General features: G+C 69.2%; 17 protein-coding genes. 10 read left to right on the top strand and 7 right to left on the bottom strand.

The window, feature by feature from the left end; genetic code table 11:
* The 5 genes from ASD38_RS04400 to ASD38_RS04380 all read right to left on the bottom strand — a co-directional run bounded on the left by ASD38_RS04400 (window position 1) and on the right by ASD38_RS04380 (window position 4,692).
* Complete coding sequence (locus ASD38_RS04400) at window positions 1-1,233, bottom strand: DUF4331 family protein (protein WP_056457893.1); 1,233 nt, start codon at window positions 1,231-1,233, stop codon at window positions 1-3.
* A 108-nt stretch (window positions 1,234-1,341) separates the two neighbouring features.
* Entirely contained in the window at window positions 1,342-2,523 is a 1,182-nt protein-coding gene (locus ASD38_RS04395) for a saccharopine dehydrogenase family protein (protein WP_056457890.1), read from the bottom strand.
* An 84-nt stretch (window positions 2,524-2,607) separates the two neighbouring features.
* Window positions 2,608-3,885, bottom strand: a complete 1,278-nt coding sequence (locus ASD38_RS04390; protein ID WP_056457887.1) for an MFS transporter — start codon at window positions 3,883-3,885, stop codon at window positions 2,608-2,610.
* A 163-nt stretch (window positions 3,886-4,048) separates the two neighbouring features.
* Window positions 4,049-4,462 (bottom strand): type II toxin-antitoxin system VapC family toxin, encoded by a 414-nt coding sequence (locus ASD38_RS04385; RefSeq protein WP_056435390.1) that lies wholly within the window; start codon window positions 4,460-4,462, stop codon window positions 4,049-4,051.
* Complete coding sequence (locus ASD38_RS04380) at window positions 4,459-4,692, bottom strand: FitA-like ribbon-helix-helix domain-containing protein (RefSeq protein WP_056435393.1); 234 nt, start codon at window positions 4,690-4,692, stop codon at window positions 4,459-4,461. Before ASD38_RS04380 ends, ASD38_RS04385 begins: the two co-directional genes overlap by 4 nt.
* Before the next feature lie 80 nt (window positions 4,693-4,772).
* Between ASD38_RS04380 and pgsA the strand changes: the two genes are divergently transcribed.
* Window positions 4,773-5,390 (top strand): CDP-diacylglycerol--glycerol-3-phosphate 3-phosphatidyltransferase, encoded by a 618-nt coding sequence (gene pgsA / locus ASD38_RS04375; RefSeq protein ID WP_056435396.1) that lies wholly within the window; start codon window positions 4,773-4,775, stop codon window positions 5,388-5,390.
* Between the two features lie 207 nt (window positions 5,391-5,597).
* Here pgsA and ASD38_RS24265 read toward each other — a convergent pair whose 3' ends face one another.
* The gene (locus tag ASD38_RS24265; protein WP_200941379.1) at window positions 5,598-5,756 is read right to left on the bottom strand and encodes a hypothetical protein; all 159 of its coding nucleotides are present in this window, start codon (window positions 5,754-5,756) and stop codon (window positions 5,598-5,600) included.
* A gap of 84 nt (window positions 5,757-5,840) precedes the next feature.
* Complete coding sequence (locus ASD38_RS04370; protein ID WP_056457883.1) at window positions 5,841-6,086, bottom strand: hypothetical protein; 246 nt, start codon at window positions 6,084-6,086, stop codon at window positions 5,841-5,843.
* 289 nt (window positions 6,087-6,375) lie between these two features.
* Here ASD38_RS04370 and ASD38_RS04365 point away from each other — a divergent pair, with 289 nt between their 5' ends.
* The 9 genes from ASD38_RS04365 to ASD38_RS04325 all read left to right on the top strand — a co-directional run bounded on the left by ASD38_RS04365 (window position 6,376) and on the right by ASD38_RS04325 (window position 16,336).
* Window positions 6,376-6,582 (top strand): cold-shock protein, encoded by a 207-nt coding sequence (locus tag ASD38_RS04365; protein ID WP_007666377.1) that lies wholly within the window; start codon window positions 6,376-6,378, stop codon window positions 6,580-6,582.
* A 131-nt stretch (window positions 6,583-6,713) separates the two neighbouring features.
* Window positions 6,714-7,943 (top strand): patatin-like phospholipase family protein, encoded by a 1,230-nt coding sequence (locus ASD38_RS04360; RefSeq protein ID WP_056457881.1) that lies wholly within the window; start codon window positions 6,714-6,716, stop codon window positions 7,941-7,943.
* Between the two features lie 354 nt (window positions 7,944-8,297).
* The gene (carB, locus tag ASD38_RS04355; RefSeq protein ID WP_056436263.1) at window positions 8,298-11,591 is read left to right on the top strand and encodes a carbamoyl-phosphate synthase large subunit; all 3,294 of its coding nucleotides are present in this window, start codon (window positions 8,298-8,300) and stop codon (window positions 11,589-11,591) included.
* 408 nt (window positions 11,592-11,999) lie between these two features.
* On the top strand, window positions 12,000-12,374 hold the full coding sequence (locus tag ASD38_RS04350) for a hypothetical protein (RefSeq protein ID WP_056457878.1): 375 nt from the start codon (window positions 12,000-12,002) through the stop codon (window positions 12,372-12,374).
* Between the two features lie 274 nt (window positions 12,375-12,648).
* A complete protein-coding gene (locus tag ASD38_RS04345; RefSeq protein ID WP_056457875.1) occupies window positions 12,649-13,098 on the top strand; it encodes a hypothetical protein in 450 nt (149 codons plus the stop codon).
* Window positions 13,095-13,376 carry a DUF1294 domain-containing protein gene (locus ASD38_RS04340; protein ID WP_235523752.1) on the top strand — a complete coding sequence of 94 codons (282 nt, stop codon included), beginning with the start codon at window positions 13,095-13,097 and terminating at the stop codon, window positions 13,374-13,376. The genes ASD38_RS04345 and ASD38_RS04340 overlap by 4 nt, the downstream gene beginning before the upstream one ends.
* A gap of 60 nt (window positions 13,377-13,436) precedes the next feature.
* On the top strand, window positions 13,437-14,099 hold the full coding sequence (locus tag ASD38_RS04335) for a glutathione S-transferase family protein (RefSeq protein ID WP_056457871.1): 663 nt from the start codon (window positions 13,437-13,439) through the stop codon (window positions 14,097-14,099).
* Between the two features lie 394 nt (window positions 14,100-14,493).
* Window positions 14,494-14,967 (top strand): transcription elongation factor GreA, encoded by a 474-nt coding sequence (gene greA / locus ASD38_RS04330; RefSeq protein WP_035035233.1) that lies wholly within the window; start codon window positions 14,494-14,496, stop codon window positions 14,965-14,967.
* A gap of 388 nt (window positions 14,968-15,355) precedes the next feature.
* A complete protein-coding gene (locus tag ASD38_RS04325; RefSeq protein ID WP_056436268.1) occupies window positions 15,356-16,336 on the top strand; it encodes a mitochondrial fission ELM1 family protein in 981 nt (326 codons plus the stop codon).
* Window positions 16,337-16,388 lie beyond the last annotated feature (52 nt).

Below are 16,388 nucleotides of genomic sequence, written 5' to 3'. Positions count from 1 at the left end.
TCAGTCGGCCTTGCGCGAGGACTCGGCGGCGGCGTCGGGCGCGGCCAGGAACGGGAACACCGTGTCCGAATGCACGTGGTCGTCACGGTCGACGCCGTCGTCCACGCCGGTCAGGGCGCCGGTGGCCAGCAGCGAGCGATAGACGTCCACCGCGTCATAGTTCGGGGTCCGCCCGCCGCAGTCGCCCGCCAGGTCCCGACGGCCGGCGAGGGCGGCCAGCTCCACCGCGAACAGGGTCGTGCAGCGGGTCCCGGCGCTGTTGATCCACAGCCGGTCGTCGGCCAGCAGGATCGCCAGGTTCAGGTAGCGCGACGCCCCGGCCCGACGGTCGGCGATCATCGCGTTGCCGCACTGGCCGTCGAAGGCGTCGTAGAGGCCCAGGGTCTTCTCGATCTCGGGGACAAAGGCGTCCGAGGTCGCCGGCGTGGCGTGGTTGTAGGCTTCCTTGAGGGCGTCGCTGACGGCGTCGGGCGCGAGCGTGGCCAGCAGGGCGTTGCCGGTCAGCGGGCGGCCCATGCGGTCGATGCGTCCCTTGGGCCCGACGGTCTCGCCCCAGACCGCCAGCAGCTTGCCGCCGCGCGACACCGCCGGCAGGTCGATCGAGATCACCAACGAGGCCGGCGTCCAGCCCGCCAGGAGGTTCTGGGCCGGTCCGCCGCGCGTGTGGCGCCAGCGTTCCAGGACGCCGGCCGAGGTCGCCTTGTCGAAGGCCGGGCAGCCCGCCTCGTCCAGGGGCGCGCCGGCCTTGAGCGCGGCGGCGGCGAAATCGTAGGCCTCGCGCGTGCCCTTGACGTTGTTGAAGAACGGATCGTCGCGCGGGCCGGCGAAGACGCGGAAGCCGTGGCGGCGGGAGACCAGCCCTTCCGGACGGCCGGCGTCGCCGCGAGCCTCGTCCCCGTCGGCCGTGCAGTCGGCCTCCTGACCGCTGAACCGGCACGAGATCGTCGTCGTCGCCGTGGTCTTGCCCAGGCGCGCCCCGCTGTCGACGTGGAACACATAGGCCAGGTCCCTGGAGAAGCCGTGCCCGACGATCGCCATCACCAGGTTCAGCCGCCGGCTGTCCGGCGAGGTCCAGGCGAAGATGTCGCCGATGTCGGCCCGGGGATCGGCGATGACGCTGGGCGTGTCGAGATGGTCCGACGCCCGCGCGGGCCCGGCGCCGGCCAGCAGCAGGGCCGCCGCGCCCCCAAGGCCCGCCGCCAGGGCGCGGCCGGTGTTGATGGTCCAAGTCATTGCGTCGCTCCGGAGAAACTGGAGCCGCAGAGAGCCTTGGAACGGCCGTCGTCCGCTGTCGAAATCTTTAGCGATCTGAACGTCGGTTCGCCGACGGGTCCCGGAAACCTATTCCACCGCGAAGACCAGCCCCGCCTTGGCCTGCAACCGCTCGACCAGCTTGCCCCGCAGCGCCGCGCCCGGCGTCCAGATCCCGCCGGCCACGTCCGGCGTGTCGATCAGGCACAGGGCCGTCTCGGCGATCATCTTGCTGGTCGAGCCGTAGCCGGGGTCCTTGTCGCCCTTGACGCTGGCGCGGACCTGACGGCCGTCGTCGGCGACGGCGACGAACAGCAGGTCGTAGAAGCCGGCCTCGCGCTCGTCCTTGCTGGGGCCCTCGCCCGGCTTGGGCCCGCCTTCGGCGCCCATGGCCGCGTTGGCCGCGCCGACGGCCTTGGCGGCGGCCTCGCCGTCCTCGCCGGGGCCGGTCAGGATCATTTCGTCATAGACGAAGTCGGCGCCGTACGGCTGGTCCATCAGCCAGTTGGAGCGGTGGACGTTGCGGGTGTTGATCGCCGCCATCACGAACGGGGCGGTCCACGAGCCCAGGTCCTCGTCATAGGCCACGGCCGCGCCGTGCGGCTGCTTGGGGCCGGCGAAGTCGGGGGTCAGGGCGAAGGGGTCCTTCAGGTATTCCAGGATCCGCGGGTCGCGGCCCGCCGCGGCCAGGGTGGCCCTCAGGCTGGCCGCCGTGCCGCCCGAGAAGCCGCCGCGCATGGCCCGCACCCGACCCTTGACCCGGGCGACCGGCGCGCCGAACCGCTTGGCCGCCTCCTGCTGCACGAACCAGACGCCCAGCTCGAACGGGATGGAATCGAAGCCGCAGGAAAAGACGATCCGCGCCCCGCTGCCCTGGGCCGTCCGCTCGTGGGCGTCGATCATCTGGCGCATCCAGGCCGGCTCGCCGCAGAGGTCCAGATAGTCGGTCCCGGCCTCGGCGCAGGCGGCCACCAGGTCGGAGCCGTAGAGCTGGTAGGGGCCGACCGTGGTCAGGACCGCCTTGGCCTGCTGGACCATGCGCCGCAGCGAGGCCGGGCTGTCGGCGTCGGCGACGATCAGCGGGATGTCGGCCATTGAAGCGCCCGTGAGGGCGCCGATCTCGTCGCGCACGGCGGCCAGCTTGTCGGCGTCGCGGCCCGACATCGCCCAGCGGACGCTCGGGTGACGCCTGGCGAAATGCTCGGCCACCAGCCGGCCGGTGAAGCCGGTCGCGCCGTGGACGATGACGTCGAACTCCGCGTTGGGGTTCATGGGTGCGCCTCCCGAGATCTTTATCGTTGGAGGCAGAGTGGCGCGGATGGGGAGCGGAGGCAAACAAGCGTTCGTGAGGCGAACCTATTCAGCCTTCGGCTTCAGCCCCAGCAGCCCCACGAAGCTCAAACCCGCGGCCACGGCCAGGTAGACGCCCACCGGGACCAGCCCGCCCTTGTCGGCCAGGGCCTGGGCGATCATCGGCGCCAGGCCTCCGCCCAGGATGCCGCCGACATTGAAGGCGGTCGAGACGCCGGTGTAGCGCACGCGGGCCGGGAACAGGTCGGGCAGAAAGGCGCCCAGCGGGCCGTAGACGAAGCCCATGACCAGCAGGCCCAACGCCAGAAAGGCGAAGATCGCCAGCAGCGAGCCGGCCCCCATCATCACCGGCAGCAGGGCGCCGACCGCGACGGTCATGGCGCAGCCCGACATCAGCACCCGGCGCGGGTTGGTCGCGTCCGACCAGCAGCCGGCCGCGACGATGCCGGCGGCCATGAACAGGATCGCCCCCAGCTGCACGCCCAGCATGGCGGTGCGGCTATAGCCCAGGGTGGTCACCCCGTAGCCCAGCGCGAAGGCGGTCATCAGGTAGTAGACGGCGAAGCAGCAGATGGCCGCCAGCGTCCCGCAGAGGGTGGCCTTCCAGTGGCCGCGCAGCAGCTCGCCCAGCGGCACGGCCGGCGGGGCCTCGTGGGCGATGGCGGCGGCGAAGGCCGGGGTCTCGGTCAGCTTCAGCCGCACCCACAGGCCCACGGCCACCAGGGCCGCGCTGCCCAGGAACGGCAGGCGCCAGCCCCAGGCCTGGAACTGCTCCGGCGTCAGGATGACGCCCAGCGCCAGGAAGAGCCCGTTGGCGGCGATGAAGCCGACCGGGGCGCCCAGCTGCGGAAACATGCCGAACCGCGCCTTCCAGCCCGGAGGGGCGTTCTCGACAGCCAGAAGCGCCGCCCCGCCCCACTCGCCGCCCAGGCCGAAGCCCTGGCCGAACCGCAGCAGGCACAGCAGGGTCGGGGCCAGCCAGCCGGCCATGGCGTAGGTGGGCAGGAAGGCGATGGCCAGGGTCGATCCGCCCATCAGCATCAGCGAGGCCACCAGGGTCGACTTGCGTCCGACCCGATCCCCGAAATGGCCGAACACCGCCGCGCCCAGCGGCCGGGCCAGGAAGGCCACCCCCAGGCTGGCGTACGAGGCCATCAGTTGCAGGCTGGCCGACTTGGACGGGAAGAACAGCGGCCCGAACACCAGCGAGGCGGCCGTGGCGTAGATGTAGAAGTCGTAGAACTCCACCGCCGTGCCCACCAGGCTGGCGGTCAAGACGCGGCGGTTGGAGTTGGTCGCGATCTGTCTGGTTTCGCCGCTCATGCGCATCCCCCGAGAAACTCGGCCACGGCTTGGCGGGCGGAAGGCGCCGCGTCAATCGATAGGGCGAAAAATGACCCCGACGGTTTCACTTTTGGACCTAGCGCGACCTTCTTTATTCGAGGCGCAAGTCATTTTCGGTAGAAGCTTGCCGAACAGGAACCGCTCAGCCTTTTTCCAGTAACCGCACTCTATCAGCCAAGTCCCCGGCGGTTTGCGCCACCCTCCAGAAGCGCCGGTCGGCTGTGACCACATAGGTCTGCTCGCGGATGGCCAGGGCCAAATAGAGGCAGTCATAGACGGGGTGACCCAAGCGCTGGGCCAGGGCGGCAGCCGCCGCCAAATCCTCCTCGATCGGGATGGAGGTCACTGGCGCGTTGAACAGCTCAGACAGCCGCTCCTCGGCCTCGCCGACGCTGAGTTCGCCGCGCAGATTGCGCCGCCACAGGGCATTGGCGGCCTCCAACAGCCACAAGGAAGGCGCGATCAGGTCGTCGTCGAGCAAGGCGTCTGCGGCGGCTTGGCCAGGCTCGGCCAACACCCATTTCAACGCCACAGAGGCGTCGACGACCAGCGTCACCGCGTGTCGCGATCCAGCCGGATAAGATCCGCCGACTCCCCGACGATCCGACCTTGGGTCTGTTCCCGCAGAGACGCGGCGCGCTCGCGAAAGGCGGCCCGTCCAGCCTTGAGAGCGGCCTCCAGGATCAGACGATGCTCGGCCTCGGCGCTGCGGCCGTGGGCGCTCGCCCGGCGCTTGAGCGCTTCGACAACATCGCGGGGAACGTCACGGACCAGGAGCTGAGCCATGTATGGACGATATCACTTGATAGCACCCCCAGCAATCGCCCCCATAGCCCTCCGCGCCTTTCATGCGTTAGAACTCCGCCATGAAGAACCTCCCCAACATCCTGACCGCCTCGCGCCTCGTCATCGCGCTGTTCATGTTCGTGGCGCTGGCCGCGGCGGCCGGCGGCGTGCCGTGGCTGAGCGAGAACCTCACCGGCGAGCAGCAGATGTCGCTGCAGCGCTGGGCGTTCTGGGCGTTCGTGGTGGCGGCGGTGACCGACTTCTTCGACGGCTGGCTGGCCCGCAAACTCGACGCGGTCAGCATCTGGGGCGCGATCCTCGACCCGATCGGCGACAAGATCCTGGTCTGCGGCGCCCTGCTGGGCCTGATGGCCCTGGGCCCCAATCCGCTGGTGATCCTGCCGTCGGGCCTGATCCTGTTCCGCGAATTCGCCGTCAGCGCCCTGCGCGAGGTCGGGGCCGGCAAGGGGATCAAGCTGCCCGTCACCGTGCTGGCCAAGTGGAAGACCACCCTGCAGCTGGTGGCGATCGGCGCCGAGATGATCCTGGTCTCGTGGGCCGCCTTCGGCCTGCCGACCGAGCCGTCGGTGGTGGCCCCCGCCACCTACATCACCCACGGCCTGCTGTGGCTGGCCGCCGTGGTCACTCTGATCACCGGCGCCCAGTATTGGGAAGCGGCGCGTAAGGCCCTGGTTTAGGGGCGGAGCTCTTCCTTCCCCATTCCACCGCCCGTCATCCTCGGACTTGTTCCGAGGACCCCTATGTCAACCGCGCTGTCGGTCGGTATGGAGCCGCGACCTCACCGTTGCGCTGGTCAGCATTCTTCTCGGCTGAAGCAAGGGTCCTCGGAACAAGTCCGAGGATGACGGTTGATAATTGCAGAGGGGACGGAAAGGCGACGCGCCCTACTCAGCCGCCAGCAGCGGCGCCGCGTCGTCCTCGATCGCGTCTGAGTCCGTCGGGCCGTGCAGCAGCCATTCGGTGTCGGGTTCTCGGCCCGACCGCGTCCGTTCCGCCCGCATCATCAGGGCCAGCCAGCCGGCGCCCGCCGTCAGAAACACCATGATCGCCTCCGAAGCGCTTCGTCACTATTGAGAATGACTCTCAACAATGGCGAAGGCAAGGCGTCTAGGGCGCGGTCTTCGGTGTCAGGCGGCTTCGGCGGGTACGGCGGGCGCCTTGCGGCGGGCGGCGGCGGTCACGCCGCGCTTCTTGGTCGCCGCTTCCAGGGCGACCTGGCGGCGTTTGGAGGCTTCAAGCTCGAGCACGGGCAGCACCTCCGCCGCGCCACGGCGCTGGGCCGGCGTGCCCACGATGTCCAGGCGACGGGCATTGGCCAGGAGCGTGACCAGCTCCTGGTCGTTCAGCAGAGGAATCCGCTCGATCAGGGTCATACTTAGCTCCTCGAAAGTCAGCAATTCCCGCAGTAGGGCGAGAGAAGTACCTTAACGTTCAAGGCGGCGCTTGGGGTCCAAAACTATTTGCGATTCAAGTCGATTCACGAATTCACTTGCCCTAAGCCGTTTCGAGGCTCATGGTGCATTATCGAAATTCGCTGACGTTCGGCCTGCTTTTCCATGCTCTCTTCGTGAGAGCGCCGGACGCGCCCACCGACCCCCAACGAAATTTGATCGCCGTGCGGAACGACTCCGCCGACGAATATTGACTGCAAGGACTACCACTATGGCTACCGGCACCGTGAAATGGTTCAACGGCACCAAGGGCTTCGGCTTCATCCAACCTGACGACGGCGGCGCTGACGTCTTCGTGCACATCTCGGCCGTTGAACGCGCCGGTCTGCGTGGTCTGGACGAAGGTCAGAAGATCACCTACGAACTCGAGCGCGACAACCGCTCGGGCAAGATGTCGGCGGGCCAACTGCAGGCTTAATCGCCTCACGCTCACGAGATTTGGAATGGGTCGGCGCCCTGGCGCCGGCCCATTTTTCTTGCGCGTTTCCCTTGCGCCCAACCGGGGCACGTAACAGGGTTCGCGGGTTCCGGCAGAGAGCTCACGAGCCCATGCGTCCAGCCCGCCTCTTGGCGCCAACCCGCCTCCTGACGATCGTCCTGGCGGCCCTGAGCCTCTCGGCCTGCGGATCGCTGTCGCGCGACCTCTACACCGCCAGCGACCTGGCCGGACCGCCGCCAAAGGGCCTGGCCGGACTGCGCTTCAACGCCAGCGACAGCGACGCGGCCGTCCGTTTCGCCGAGCCGGCCCGCAAGCGCGCCCAGGTCCAGCGCACCTTCGACGTCCTGGCCCTGTCGGGCGGCGGTTCGAACGGAGCCTACGGGGCCGGCGTGCTGGCCGGCTGGACCAAGCGCGGCGAGCGGCCGGAATTCGACATCGTCACCGGCGTCTCGACCGGCGCCCTGACCGCGCCCTTCGCCTTCCTGGGTCCCAGCTGGGACGACCGGCTGACCGAAGCCTACACCGGCAAGGAGGCCGGCCGCGTCCTCAAGCCGCGCGGCCTGGGCCTGCTGTTCCACACCAGCGTCTACAGCAGCGGCGGCCTGCGGGCCCTGGTCGACGCCAACGTCACCGACGACCTGCTGGCGGCCATCACCGCCGAGCACAAGCGCGGCCGCCGCCTGCTGATCGCCACCACCAACCTGGACACCGAGGAGACGGTGATCTGGGACATGGGCGCCATCGCCACCCGCGGCGATCCGGCCTCGCGCCGCCTGTTCAAGGAGGTGCTGGTGGCCTCGGCCAGCATCCCCGGCGTCCTGCCGCCCACCCTGATCGAGATCCAGGGCCCCAATAGCGAGAAGGGGGGCCGGCGCCTGTCGGAGATGCATGTGGACGGCGGCGTCACCATCCCGTTCTTCGTGGCCCCGGAGTCGCTGCTGCTGTGGACCGCGGCCAAGGGCCAGGCCCGGCCCGGGCGGCTTTACGTGATCGTCAACGGCAAGGTCGGCGGCACCTTCGGCTTCACCAAGGGCAACGCCGGGGCGATCGTCGGCCGCTCGTGGGACGCGATGAGCAAGGCCCTGATGCGCACCCACCTGGCGGCCAGCAGCGCCTTCGCCCGGCGCAACGGCGGACAGCTGTTCTACGCGGCCATTCCCGACAGCGCCGACCTGGACACCTCGGGGCTGGATTTCGCCAACGACAACCGCGCGGCCCTGTTCCGCATGGGCTTCGAGCGGGCCGAGGCCGGCTGGGCCTGGAGCCTGACCGACGCCCCCGTCGAAGTCCCGCCCGCCCAGCCCGCCGTGCCCGCGCCGCCGGCGATCAGCGGTCGGTGAGGCGTCAGCAAGATCGCCCCCTTCCACCGTCATCCCGGGCCTCGTGCCCGGGACCCCTGGTTCAGCTGACGGTGAAGCGCCTTGGCGCGCCAGCGCCACACCCCCGCACTTGCGGCGGACAGAGGGGTCCCGGGCACAAGGCCCGGGATGACGGGCTGAAAGGAGGCCGCGAAAAGATAACGGTGTTGGCGCAACGAACCTTGAAGGACTGCAGCCGATCACCGTCCAAGCCGCGTTCAGAGTCTAGGGTTGCGCCAAACCGACTCCCTCTCTAAACGGGCGGCTTAACCTGCAAGATGGTCGGCAGCGGGCGCGCGGATGTGCGCGACCGTGTCTCTGCGCGCGAGTTTCTCCATGCCCAAAAGAACAGACATCTCCTCGATCCTGATCATCGGCGCCGGGCCGATCGTCATCGGCCAGGCGTGCGAGTTCGACTATTCGGGCGTCCAGGCGTGCAAGGCGCTGCGCGCCGAGGGCTACCGGATCATCCTGGTCAATTCCAACCCCGCCACGATCATGACCGATCCGGACGTGGCCGACGCGACCTATATCGAGCCGATCACCCCGGACATGGTCGAGAAGATCATCGCCAAGGAACGGCCGGACGCCCTGCTGCCCACCATGGGCGGCCAGACCGCGCTGAACACCGCCCTGGCCCTGGAAGCCAGCGGCGCCCTGGCCAAGTACGGCGTCGAGATGATCGGCGCCAAGGCCGAGGTGATCGACAAGGCCGAGGACCGCCAGAAGTTCCGCGACGCCATGGACAAGCTGGGCCTGGAGAGCCCCAAGTCCAAGGCCGCCCACAACATGGACGAGGCCCGCGACGGCCTGGCGTTCGTCGGCCTGCCAGCCATCATCCGCCCGTCCTTCACCCTGGCCGGCACCGGCGGCGGCATCGCCTACAATGTCGAGGAATTCGAGGAGATCGTCGCGCGCGGCCTGGACCTGTCGCCGACCACCGAGGTCCTGATCGAGGAAAGCGTCCTCGGCTGGAAGGAATACGAGATGGAAGTGGTCCGCGACACGGCGGACAACTGCATCATCGTCTGCTCGATCGAGAACATCGACCCGATGGGCGTCCACACCGGCGACTCGATCACCGTCGCCCCGGCCCTGACCCTGACCGACAAGGAATACCAGTGGATGCGCGCGGCCTCGATCGCCGTGCTGCGCGAGATCGGCGTCGAGACCGGCGGGTCGAACGTCCAGTTCGCGGTCAATCCGGCCGACGGCCGCATGGTCGTGATCGAGATGAACCCGCGGGTGTCGCGCTCGTCGGCCCTGGCGTCCAAGGCCACCGGCTTCCCGATCGCCAAGGTCGCCGCCCGCCTGGCGGTCGGCTACACCCTGGACGAGCTGAAGAACGACATCACCGGCGGCGCGACCCCGGCCTCGTTCGAGCCCAGCATCGACTACGTGGTCACCAAGATCCCGCGCTTCGCCTTCGAGAAGTATCCGGGCAGCGAGCCGCTGCTGACCACCGCCATGAAGTCGGTCGGTGAAGTCATGGCCATCGGCCGCACCTTCAAGGAAAGCGTCCAGAAGGCCCTGCGCGGCCTGGAGACCGGCCTGAACGGCTTCGACGAGATCGAGATCGCCGGCGCCGACGATCCCGACACCGGCCGCGCGGCGGTGATCCGCGCCCTGAACACCCCGACCCCCGACCGCCTGCGCGTGATCGCCCAGGCCTTCCGCCACGGCCTGTCGGTCGAGGAGGTCAACGCCGCCTGCAGCTACGAGCCGTGGTTCCTGCGCCAGATCGCCGAGCTGGTCCGCCAGGAGGGCTGGGTCCGGGCCGGCGGCCTGCCGACGGATGCGCAAGGGTTCCGCGCCCTGAAGGCCCAGGGCTTCTCCGACGCCCGCCTGGCCAAGCTGACCGGCTCGACCGAGAAGGCCGTCCGCAAAGCCCGACAGGACCTCAAGGTCCGCCCGGTGTTCAAGCGCATCGACAGCTGCGCCGGTGAGTTCGCGGCCACCACGCCCTACATGTATTCGACCTACGAGACCGGGGCCCTCGGCCAGGTTCCCGAGTGCGAGAGCGCGCCGTCCAACCGCAAGAAGGCGGTGATCCTGGGCGGCGGTCCCAACCGGATCGGCCAGGGCATCGAGTTCGACTACTGCTGCTGCCACGCGGCCTTCGCGCTGGACGCCATCGGCATCGAGTCGATCATGGTCAACTGCAACCCCGAGACCGTCTCGACCGACTACGACACCTCCGACCGCCTGTACTTCGAGCCGCTGACGGCCGAGGACGTGCTGGAGCTGCTGGAGGTCGAAAAGAGCAACGGCACGCTGGCCGGCGTGATCGTCCAGTTCGGCGGCCAGACGCCGCTGAAGCTGGCCCACGCGCTGGAAGAGGCCGGGATCCCGATCCTGGGCACCAGCCCCGACGCCATCGACCTGGCCGAGGACCGCGAGCGCTTCCAGCAACTGCTGAACGGCCTTTCCATCGCCCAGCCCGAGAACGCCATCGCCCGCACCTGGGACGAGGCCCGGGCCGAAGGCGACAAGATCGGCTTCCCGTTCGTGATGCGCCCGTCCTACGTGCTGGGCGGCCGGGGCATGGAGATCATCCGCGACCACGAGCACCTGGAACGCTACATCGCCAACACCGGCGAGATCTCGTTCGAGCACCCGATCCTGCTGGACCACTATCTGAGCCGCGCCACCGAGGTGGACGTCGACGCCCTGTGCGACGGCAAGGACGTGTTCGTGGCCGGCGTGCTGGAGCACATCGAGGAAGCCGGCGTCCACTCGGGCGACAGCGCCTGCTCGATGCCGCCCTTCTCGCTCAGCGCCGCCACGGTGGAGGAGCTGAAGCGCCAGACCGTGAAGATGGCCCTGGCCCTGAACGTCCGCGGCCTGATGAACGTGCAGTTCGCCATCGAGGAGCCGCACAGCGCCGAGCCGCGCATCTATGTGCTGGAAGTGAACCCCCGCGCCTCGCGCACCGTGCCGTTCGTGGCCAAGACGATCGGGCAGCCCGTCGCGGCGATCGCCGCCAAGATCATGGCCGGCGAGACCCTGGCCAGCTTCGGCCTCAGGGACGTTCCCTACGACCACATCGCGGTCAAGGAAGCGGTGTTCCCGTTCGCCCGCTTCGCCGGCGTCGACACGGTGCTGGGCCCGGAAATGCGCTCGACCGGCGAGGTTATGGGCCTGGACTGGATCCGCGAGGGCGAACAGGGCCTGGGTCCGGCCTTCGCTCGCGCCTTCGCCAAGAGCCAGCTGGGCGGCGGCGTCAACCTGCCGACCGCCGGGACCGCGTTCGTCTCGGTCAAGGAAAGCGACCGCCCGTGGATCGTCGAACCGGTCAAGCTGTTGCAGGCGGCGGGCTTCAAGGTGCTGTCGACGGTCGGCACGCGCGGCTACCTGGCCGAGCAGGGCGTCGAGGTCGAGCTGGTCAAGAAGGTGCTGGAAGGCCGCCCGCACATCGTCGACGTGATGAAGAACGGCGGCGTGCAGCTGGTGTTCAACACCACCGAGGGCAAGCAGGCCCTGGAGGACAGCTTCGAGATCCGCCGCACGGCCCTGATGATGAAGGTGCCCTACTACACCACCTCGGCCGGCGCCCTGGCCGCGGCCCAGGCCATCTCCAGCGCCCCGGCCGAGATGCTGGAAGTGCGGCCGCTGCAGAGCTACCAGTAACCTCCAATCCTTCTCCGCGTGCGGGAGAAGGTGGCCCGCCCAGCGGGTCGGATGAGGGCTCGAAGACCAGATCCGCCGCGATCAGCCGAAAGGCCGGTCGCGGCGGCTTTCGTTGGGCGGCGCTAGAAAGTTATCCACAGGCCTTCCCCTTAGCACCGTCATCCCGGGCCTTGTGCCCGGGACCCCTGGTTCAGTTGACGGTGAAGCGAAATGGCGCGCCGGCGCGCCACACCCCGCCCTTGCGGCGGACAGAGGGGTCCCGGGCACAAGGCCCGGGATGACGGTCGAGAGGGGACGAGCGGAGGTCTATCCCCGCACCTCGCAAAACAAACCCTCGGGAATCCAACCCCTTACACAGAAACGCACGTTTCCGATCCCCACCCTCCAGGACGGCCGCATCCTAGAGGCATGACCCAAGCCCAAGACATCCCCACCTGGTCCCTGACCTTCCAGCTCAAGCTGATGGCCGCCCTCGACGCGGCCTGGGCGATCCTGGAGGCCAGCGACGACCCCGCCGAGATCCGCCGGGCCCGCGACAAGGCGAAAGCCTGCGGCGAACTGGCCGCCGTGGCCCGCAAGGTCGCGCAGATGGTCCCGACCCCGCGCGGCAAGCCGCAGATGGCCGAGGCGGTCGCCGGAATGGCCACCACTCAAGCCGTGGCGACCGTGCAGGAAATGATGGCCGCCATGTCCCCGCCGACGGCGGCGCCGGTCGCAGCCCAAGCCGAGCACGCCCGCCGCGCGCTGGACAAGCTCAAGGGCGGCCGACGCGGGCGGTTGTGACGGGGACCGGACGGCGCCCATAATCCCCGTCATCCTCGGACTTGTTCCGAGGACCCCGCGTTCAGCCGAGCTGTCGGCTCCATGGCGGGCCAGCCCGCCACCCCACGGCCTTCGCGGCGGGGGCAGGGGTCCTCGGAACAAGTCCGAGGATGACGGACGTGGGTGATGTTCTTGAATGACCGCCCGCAGCGGCGAGGCCGCGCCTTGAAACCTTGATGGCGAGCCGGCTCTGCCGCCAATTGAGCCCCGTCCCGCCAGACGCTAAACCCAAGCCATGACCGCCCCCTACTCCGACGCCGAAGTCGCCGACCTGGCCCGCCGCCTGCTGGACCACAGCCTGCCCAAGGCCCAGTGGACCCACGCCGCGCACCTGACCGCCACGATGCGCCTGGTCCGCACCCGCGACGACGACCTGGAGCGCGACATGCCGCGCATTATCCAGACCTACAACGAGGCGGTCGGCGGGGTGAACGATGACCACAACGGCTATCACGAGACCATCACCCAGGCTTACCTGGCCGCCATCCGCGCCTTCGTCGCGGCCCTGCCGGCCGGGATCGGCGACGGCGAGGCGTCCGCGCGCCTGCTGGCCACGCCGATGGGCGACAAGGCCTGGCCGCTGGGCTTCTGGTCGCGCGAGCGATTGTTCAGCGTCGCGGCCCGCCGGGGCTGGGTGGAGCCGGACCTGAAGCCGTTGGAGGCGCCCGTGAGCCTGCCGGCGTGATCACCTTCGCGGCCGTCTATCTGGGCGTCCTGAACCTGGCGACCTTCGTGATCTTCGGGTTCGACAAGGCCGCGGCCGCCGACCGGCGCTCGCGCGTGCCCGAACGCGCCCTGCTGGCCCTGGCCGCCCTGGGCGGCAGCCCCGGCGCCCTGCTGGCCCGCCCGGTGTTTCGCCACAAGACCCGCAAACAGCCGTTCAGCGCCTGGCTGACGCTGATCGTGTTCCTGCAGGCCGCGACGGTCGCGGCGCTGCTGGCGATGGCGTGGCGCGGACGTTGACGGGGCATTGACAAGCGCGGCCGTCGTTCGGCGACTGGGACGGTTCGCAGGGAGCCCGCCATGATCGTCGTCCACCACCTGAACAACTCGCGCAGCCAGCGGGTGCTGTGGCTGCTGGAGGAGCTGGGCGTTCCCTACGAGGTCAAGCGCTACCAGCGCGACGCCAAGACCATGCTGGCCCCGCCGGACCTGCTGGCCGTCCACCCGCTAGGCAAGTCGCCGGTGATCACCGACGGCGACAAGACCCTGGCCGAGACCGGAGCGATCATCGACTATCTGCTGGAGACCTACGGCCAGGGCCGGCTGATCCCGGCGGCCGGGACGCCCGAGCGCCTGGCCTTCACCTACTGGCTGCACTACGCCGAGGGTTCGGCCATGACGCCGCTGCTGCTGAAGCTGGTGTTCACGGCCCTGCCCGCCCGCGCGCCCGGCCTGCTGAAGGGCCTGGTCAAGACCATCGCCGGCCGGGCCCAGAGCGGCTTCGTCGATCCGCAGCTGAAGCTGCACATCGACCACTGGGACGCCGCGCTGGCCAAGACCGCCTGGTTCGCCGGCCCGGACTTCACCGCCGCCGACATCATGATGAGCTTCCCCCTGGAGACGGGCGCCGCCCGCGCCGGGGCCGGATCGCGCCCCAGGATCAAGGCGTTCCTGGACCGCATCCACGCTCGCCCGGCCTATCTCAGGGCGCTGGAACGCGGCGGGCCGTACGACTACGCGTGATCGCCAACGCTCCCCTTCCCGTCCGTCATCTCGGACGTGTTCCGAGGACCCCTTTGTCCGCCCGCGCTGTCGACCGAAAGGGGGCCCGGGCTCTCACCGCTCCACGGATCGTCCTTCTTCGCGGTTGAAGCAGGGGTCCTCGGAACAAGTCCGAGGATGACGGTTGAGAGGTGGAACGAAGGCCGGCTCGGCCCGCTCGATCGGCCCCTTGACGATCATTCGGAACAAGGATCGCGCCAGCGCGCTTGATCCCCGCCGCTAACCGGGTCAAGCTTCGCCTCACGGGCGGGTACTTGCTTATCGCTAACGCGGCGCCTATCCTCTCAGCCCCCGGTCGTGCGCGCCAACGTCCGGGAGTCTTCCTCCCTTTGGGCGAACCGAGCTAAAATCCGCAATGGAAAAAGTGCCGATGACCGCCGGGGGTTACCAGACCCTCGACGAAGAACTGAAGCGTTTGAAGACGATTGAACGGCCGGCGGTGATCGCCGCGATTTCCGAGGCGCGCCAGCATGGCGACCTGTCGGAGAACGCCGAGTATCACGCCGCCAAGGAACGCCAGGGCTGGATCGAAGGCCGGATCGCCGAGATCGAGGACAAGATCGCGCGCGCCCAGATCATCGATGTCTCGAAACTGTCGGGCAAGCAGGTGAAGTTCGGCGCGACGGTCAGCGTCGTCGACGAAGACACCGAGGAAGAGGCCCGCTACCAGATCGTCGGCGAGCACGAAGCCGACGTGAAGTCGGGCCGCATCTCGCTGAGCTCGCCGTTGTCGCGCGCCATGATCGGCAAGGAAGTCGGCGAGGTGGTCGAGGTCAACACGCCTGGCGGCGTGAAGGCCTACGAGATCCTCAAGGTCGAGTGGGTCTAGCTTAAGCCCCATTCCAGGGACATTTGCGTACGAAGCGCCGGACAGCTTAGCTTGACCGGCGCGCCGCTTTGTCGTGGCCGGGATCACCGACGTGGTTGAAAAGAAAACATCGCGAGCGACGGAGCCCGAGGCCGCCAAGGCGCGCAAGGCTCCCGCCAGGGCGACGGCCTCGAAGGTCGCCGCGCCGAAGGCTGTCGCCCCGAAAGCCGCCGCCCAAAAGCCCGCCGCCTCGAAAGCCGTCAGGACGCCCAAGGCCGCGCCCCCGGCGCCCGCCGAGACGAAGACCAGGCCCGCGCCGCGCCGCAAGGCCGCCGCCGCGCCGGCGCCCGAACCCGTCGTCCCGCTCCAGCCCGCGACGCCCGCCCCCGAAGCGCCCGAAAAGCCGCCGATCGTCATCTGGGCGATCTCGGACGGCCGCGCCGGGATCGAGGCCCAGGCCGTGGGCCTGGCCGAGGCCGTGGGCCGCCAGGTCCGGGCCGAGATCGTCGTCAAGCGCGTGGGCTGGAACGGCCGGATCGGCCGCCTGCCCTGGTGGGCCAACTGGCTGCCGCGCCGCTGGCTGACGCCCGAGAGCGGCATTCAGGCGCCGTGGCCCGACCTGTGGATCGCCGCCGGCCGCGCCACCCTGCCCCTGTCGATCCGCGCCAAGCGCTGGTCGGGCGGCAAGACCTATGTCGTGCAGATCCAGGACCCGCGCGTCCCGGCCAACATGTTCGACCTGGTCATCCCGCCCAAGCACGACCGGCTGACCGGCGACAACATCCTGCCGATCACCGGCTCGCCGCATCGGGTGACGGCCGCGCGGCTCGAAACGGAATACGAGAAGTTCAAGGACCGGATCGACGCCCTGCCCCGCCCCCGCGTGGCGGTGCTGCTGGGCGGCCGGTCCAGGGCCTTCGACCTGTCGGCCCTGCGCGCGGCCGAGATGGCCCACCAGATCCAGCTGCCGCTGGAGCAGGAGGGCGGCAGCCTGCTGATGACCTTCTCGCGGCGCACCCCCGACCAAGCCAAGGCCCTGCTGACCGCCCGCCTGCGACATCTTCCCGGGATCATCTGGGACGGCGCGGGGGCCAATCCCTATTTCGCCTTCCTGGCGGCGGCCGACTACATCCTGGTCACCGAGGACTCCACCAACATGGCCACCGAGGCCGCCTCGACGGGCAAGCCGGTGTTCATCCTGAAGATGGACGGCCAGAGCCTGAAGTTCCGCCTGTTCCACCAGGAGCTGGAGAGCATGGGCGCGGCCCGTCCCTACGGCGGGGCCTTCCACGGCTGGACCTATGAGCCGGTCGACGAGACCGGGCGGGCGGCGGCCGAGATCGTGGCGCGGATGGAAGCGCGGGGCGAGACGAGTTCGACAAGCGCTTAAGGCGAGTTGAATCGCGCATTGCGCGCGATGGTTGTTCTTGTTATGTTCACGG

The sequence above is a fragment of the Caulobacter sp. Root487D2Y genome, from assembly GCF_001427165.1.
In the GTDB taxonomy this organism is placed as follows: Bacteria; Pseudomonadota; Alphaproteobacteria; order Caulobacterales; family Caulobacteraceae; genus Caulobacter.
The sequence above is the reverse complement of the archived record's forward strand: the minus strand, read 5'-3'. Positions and strand labels throughout refer to the sequence as shown.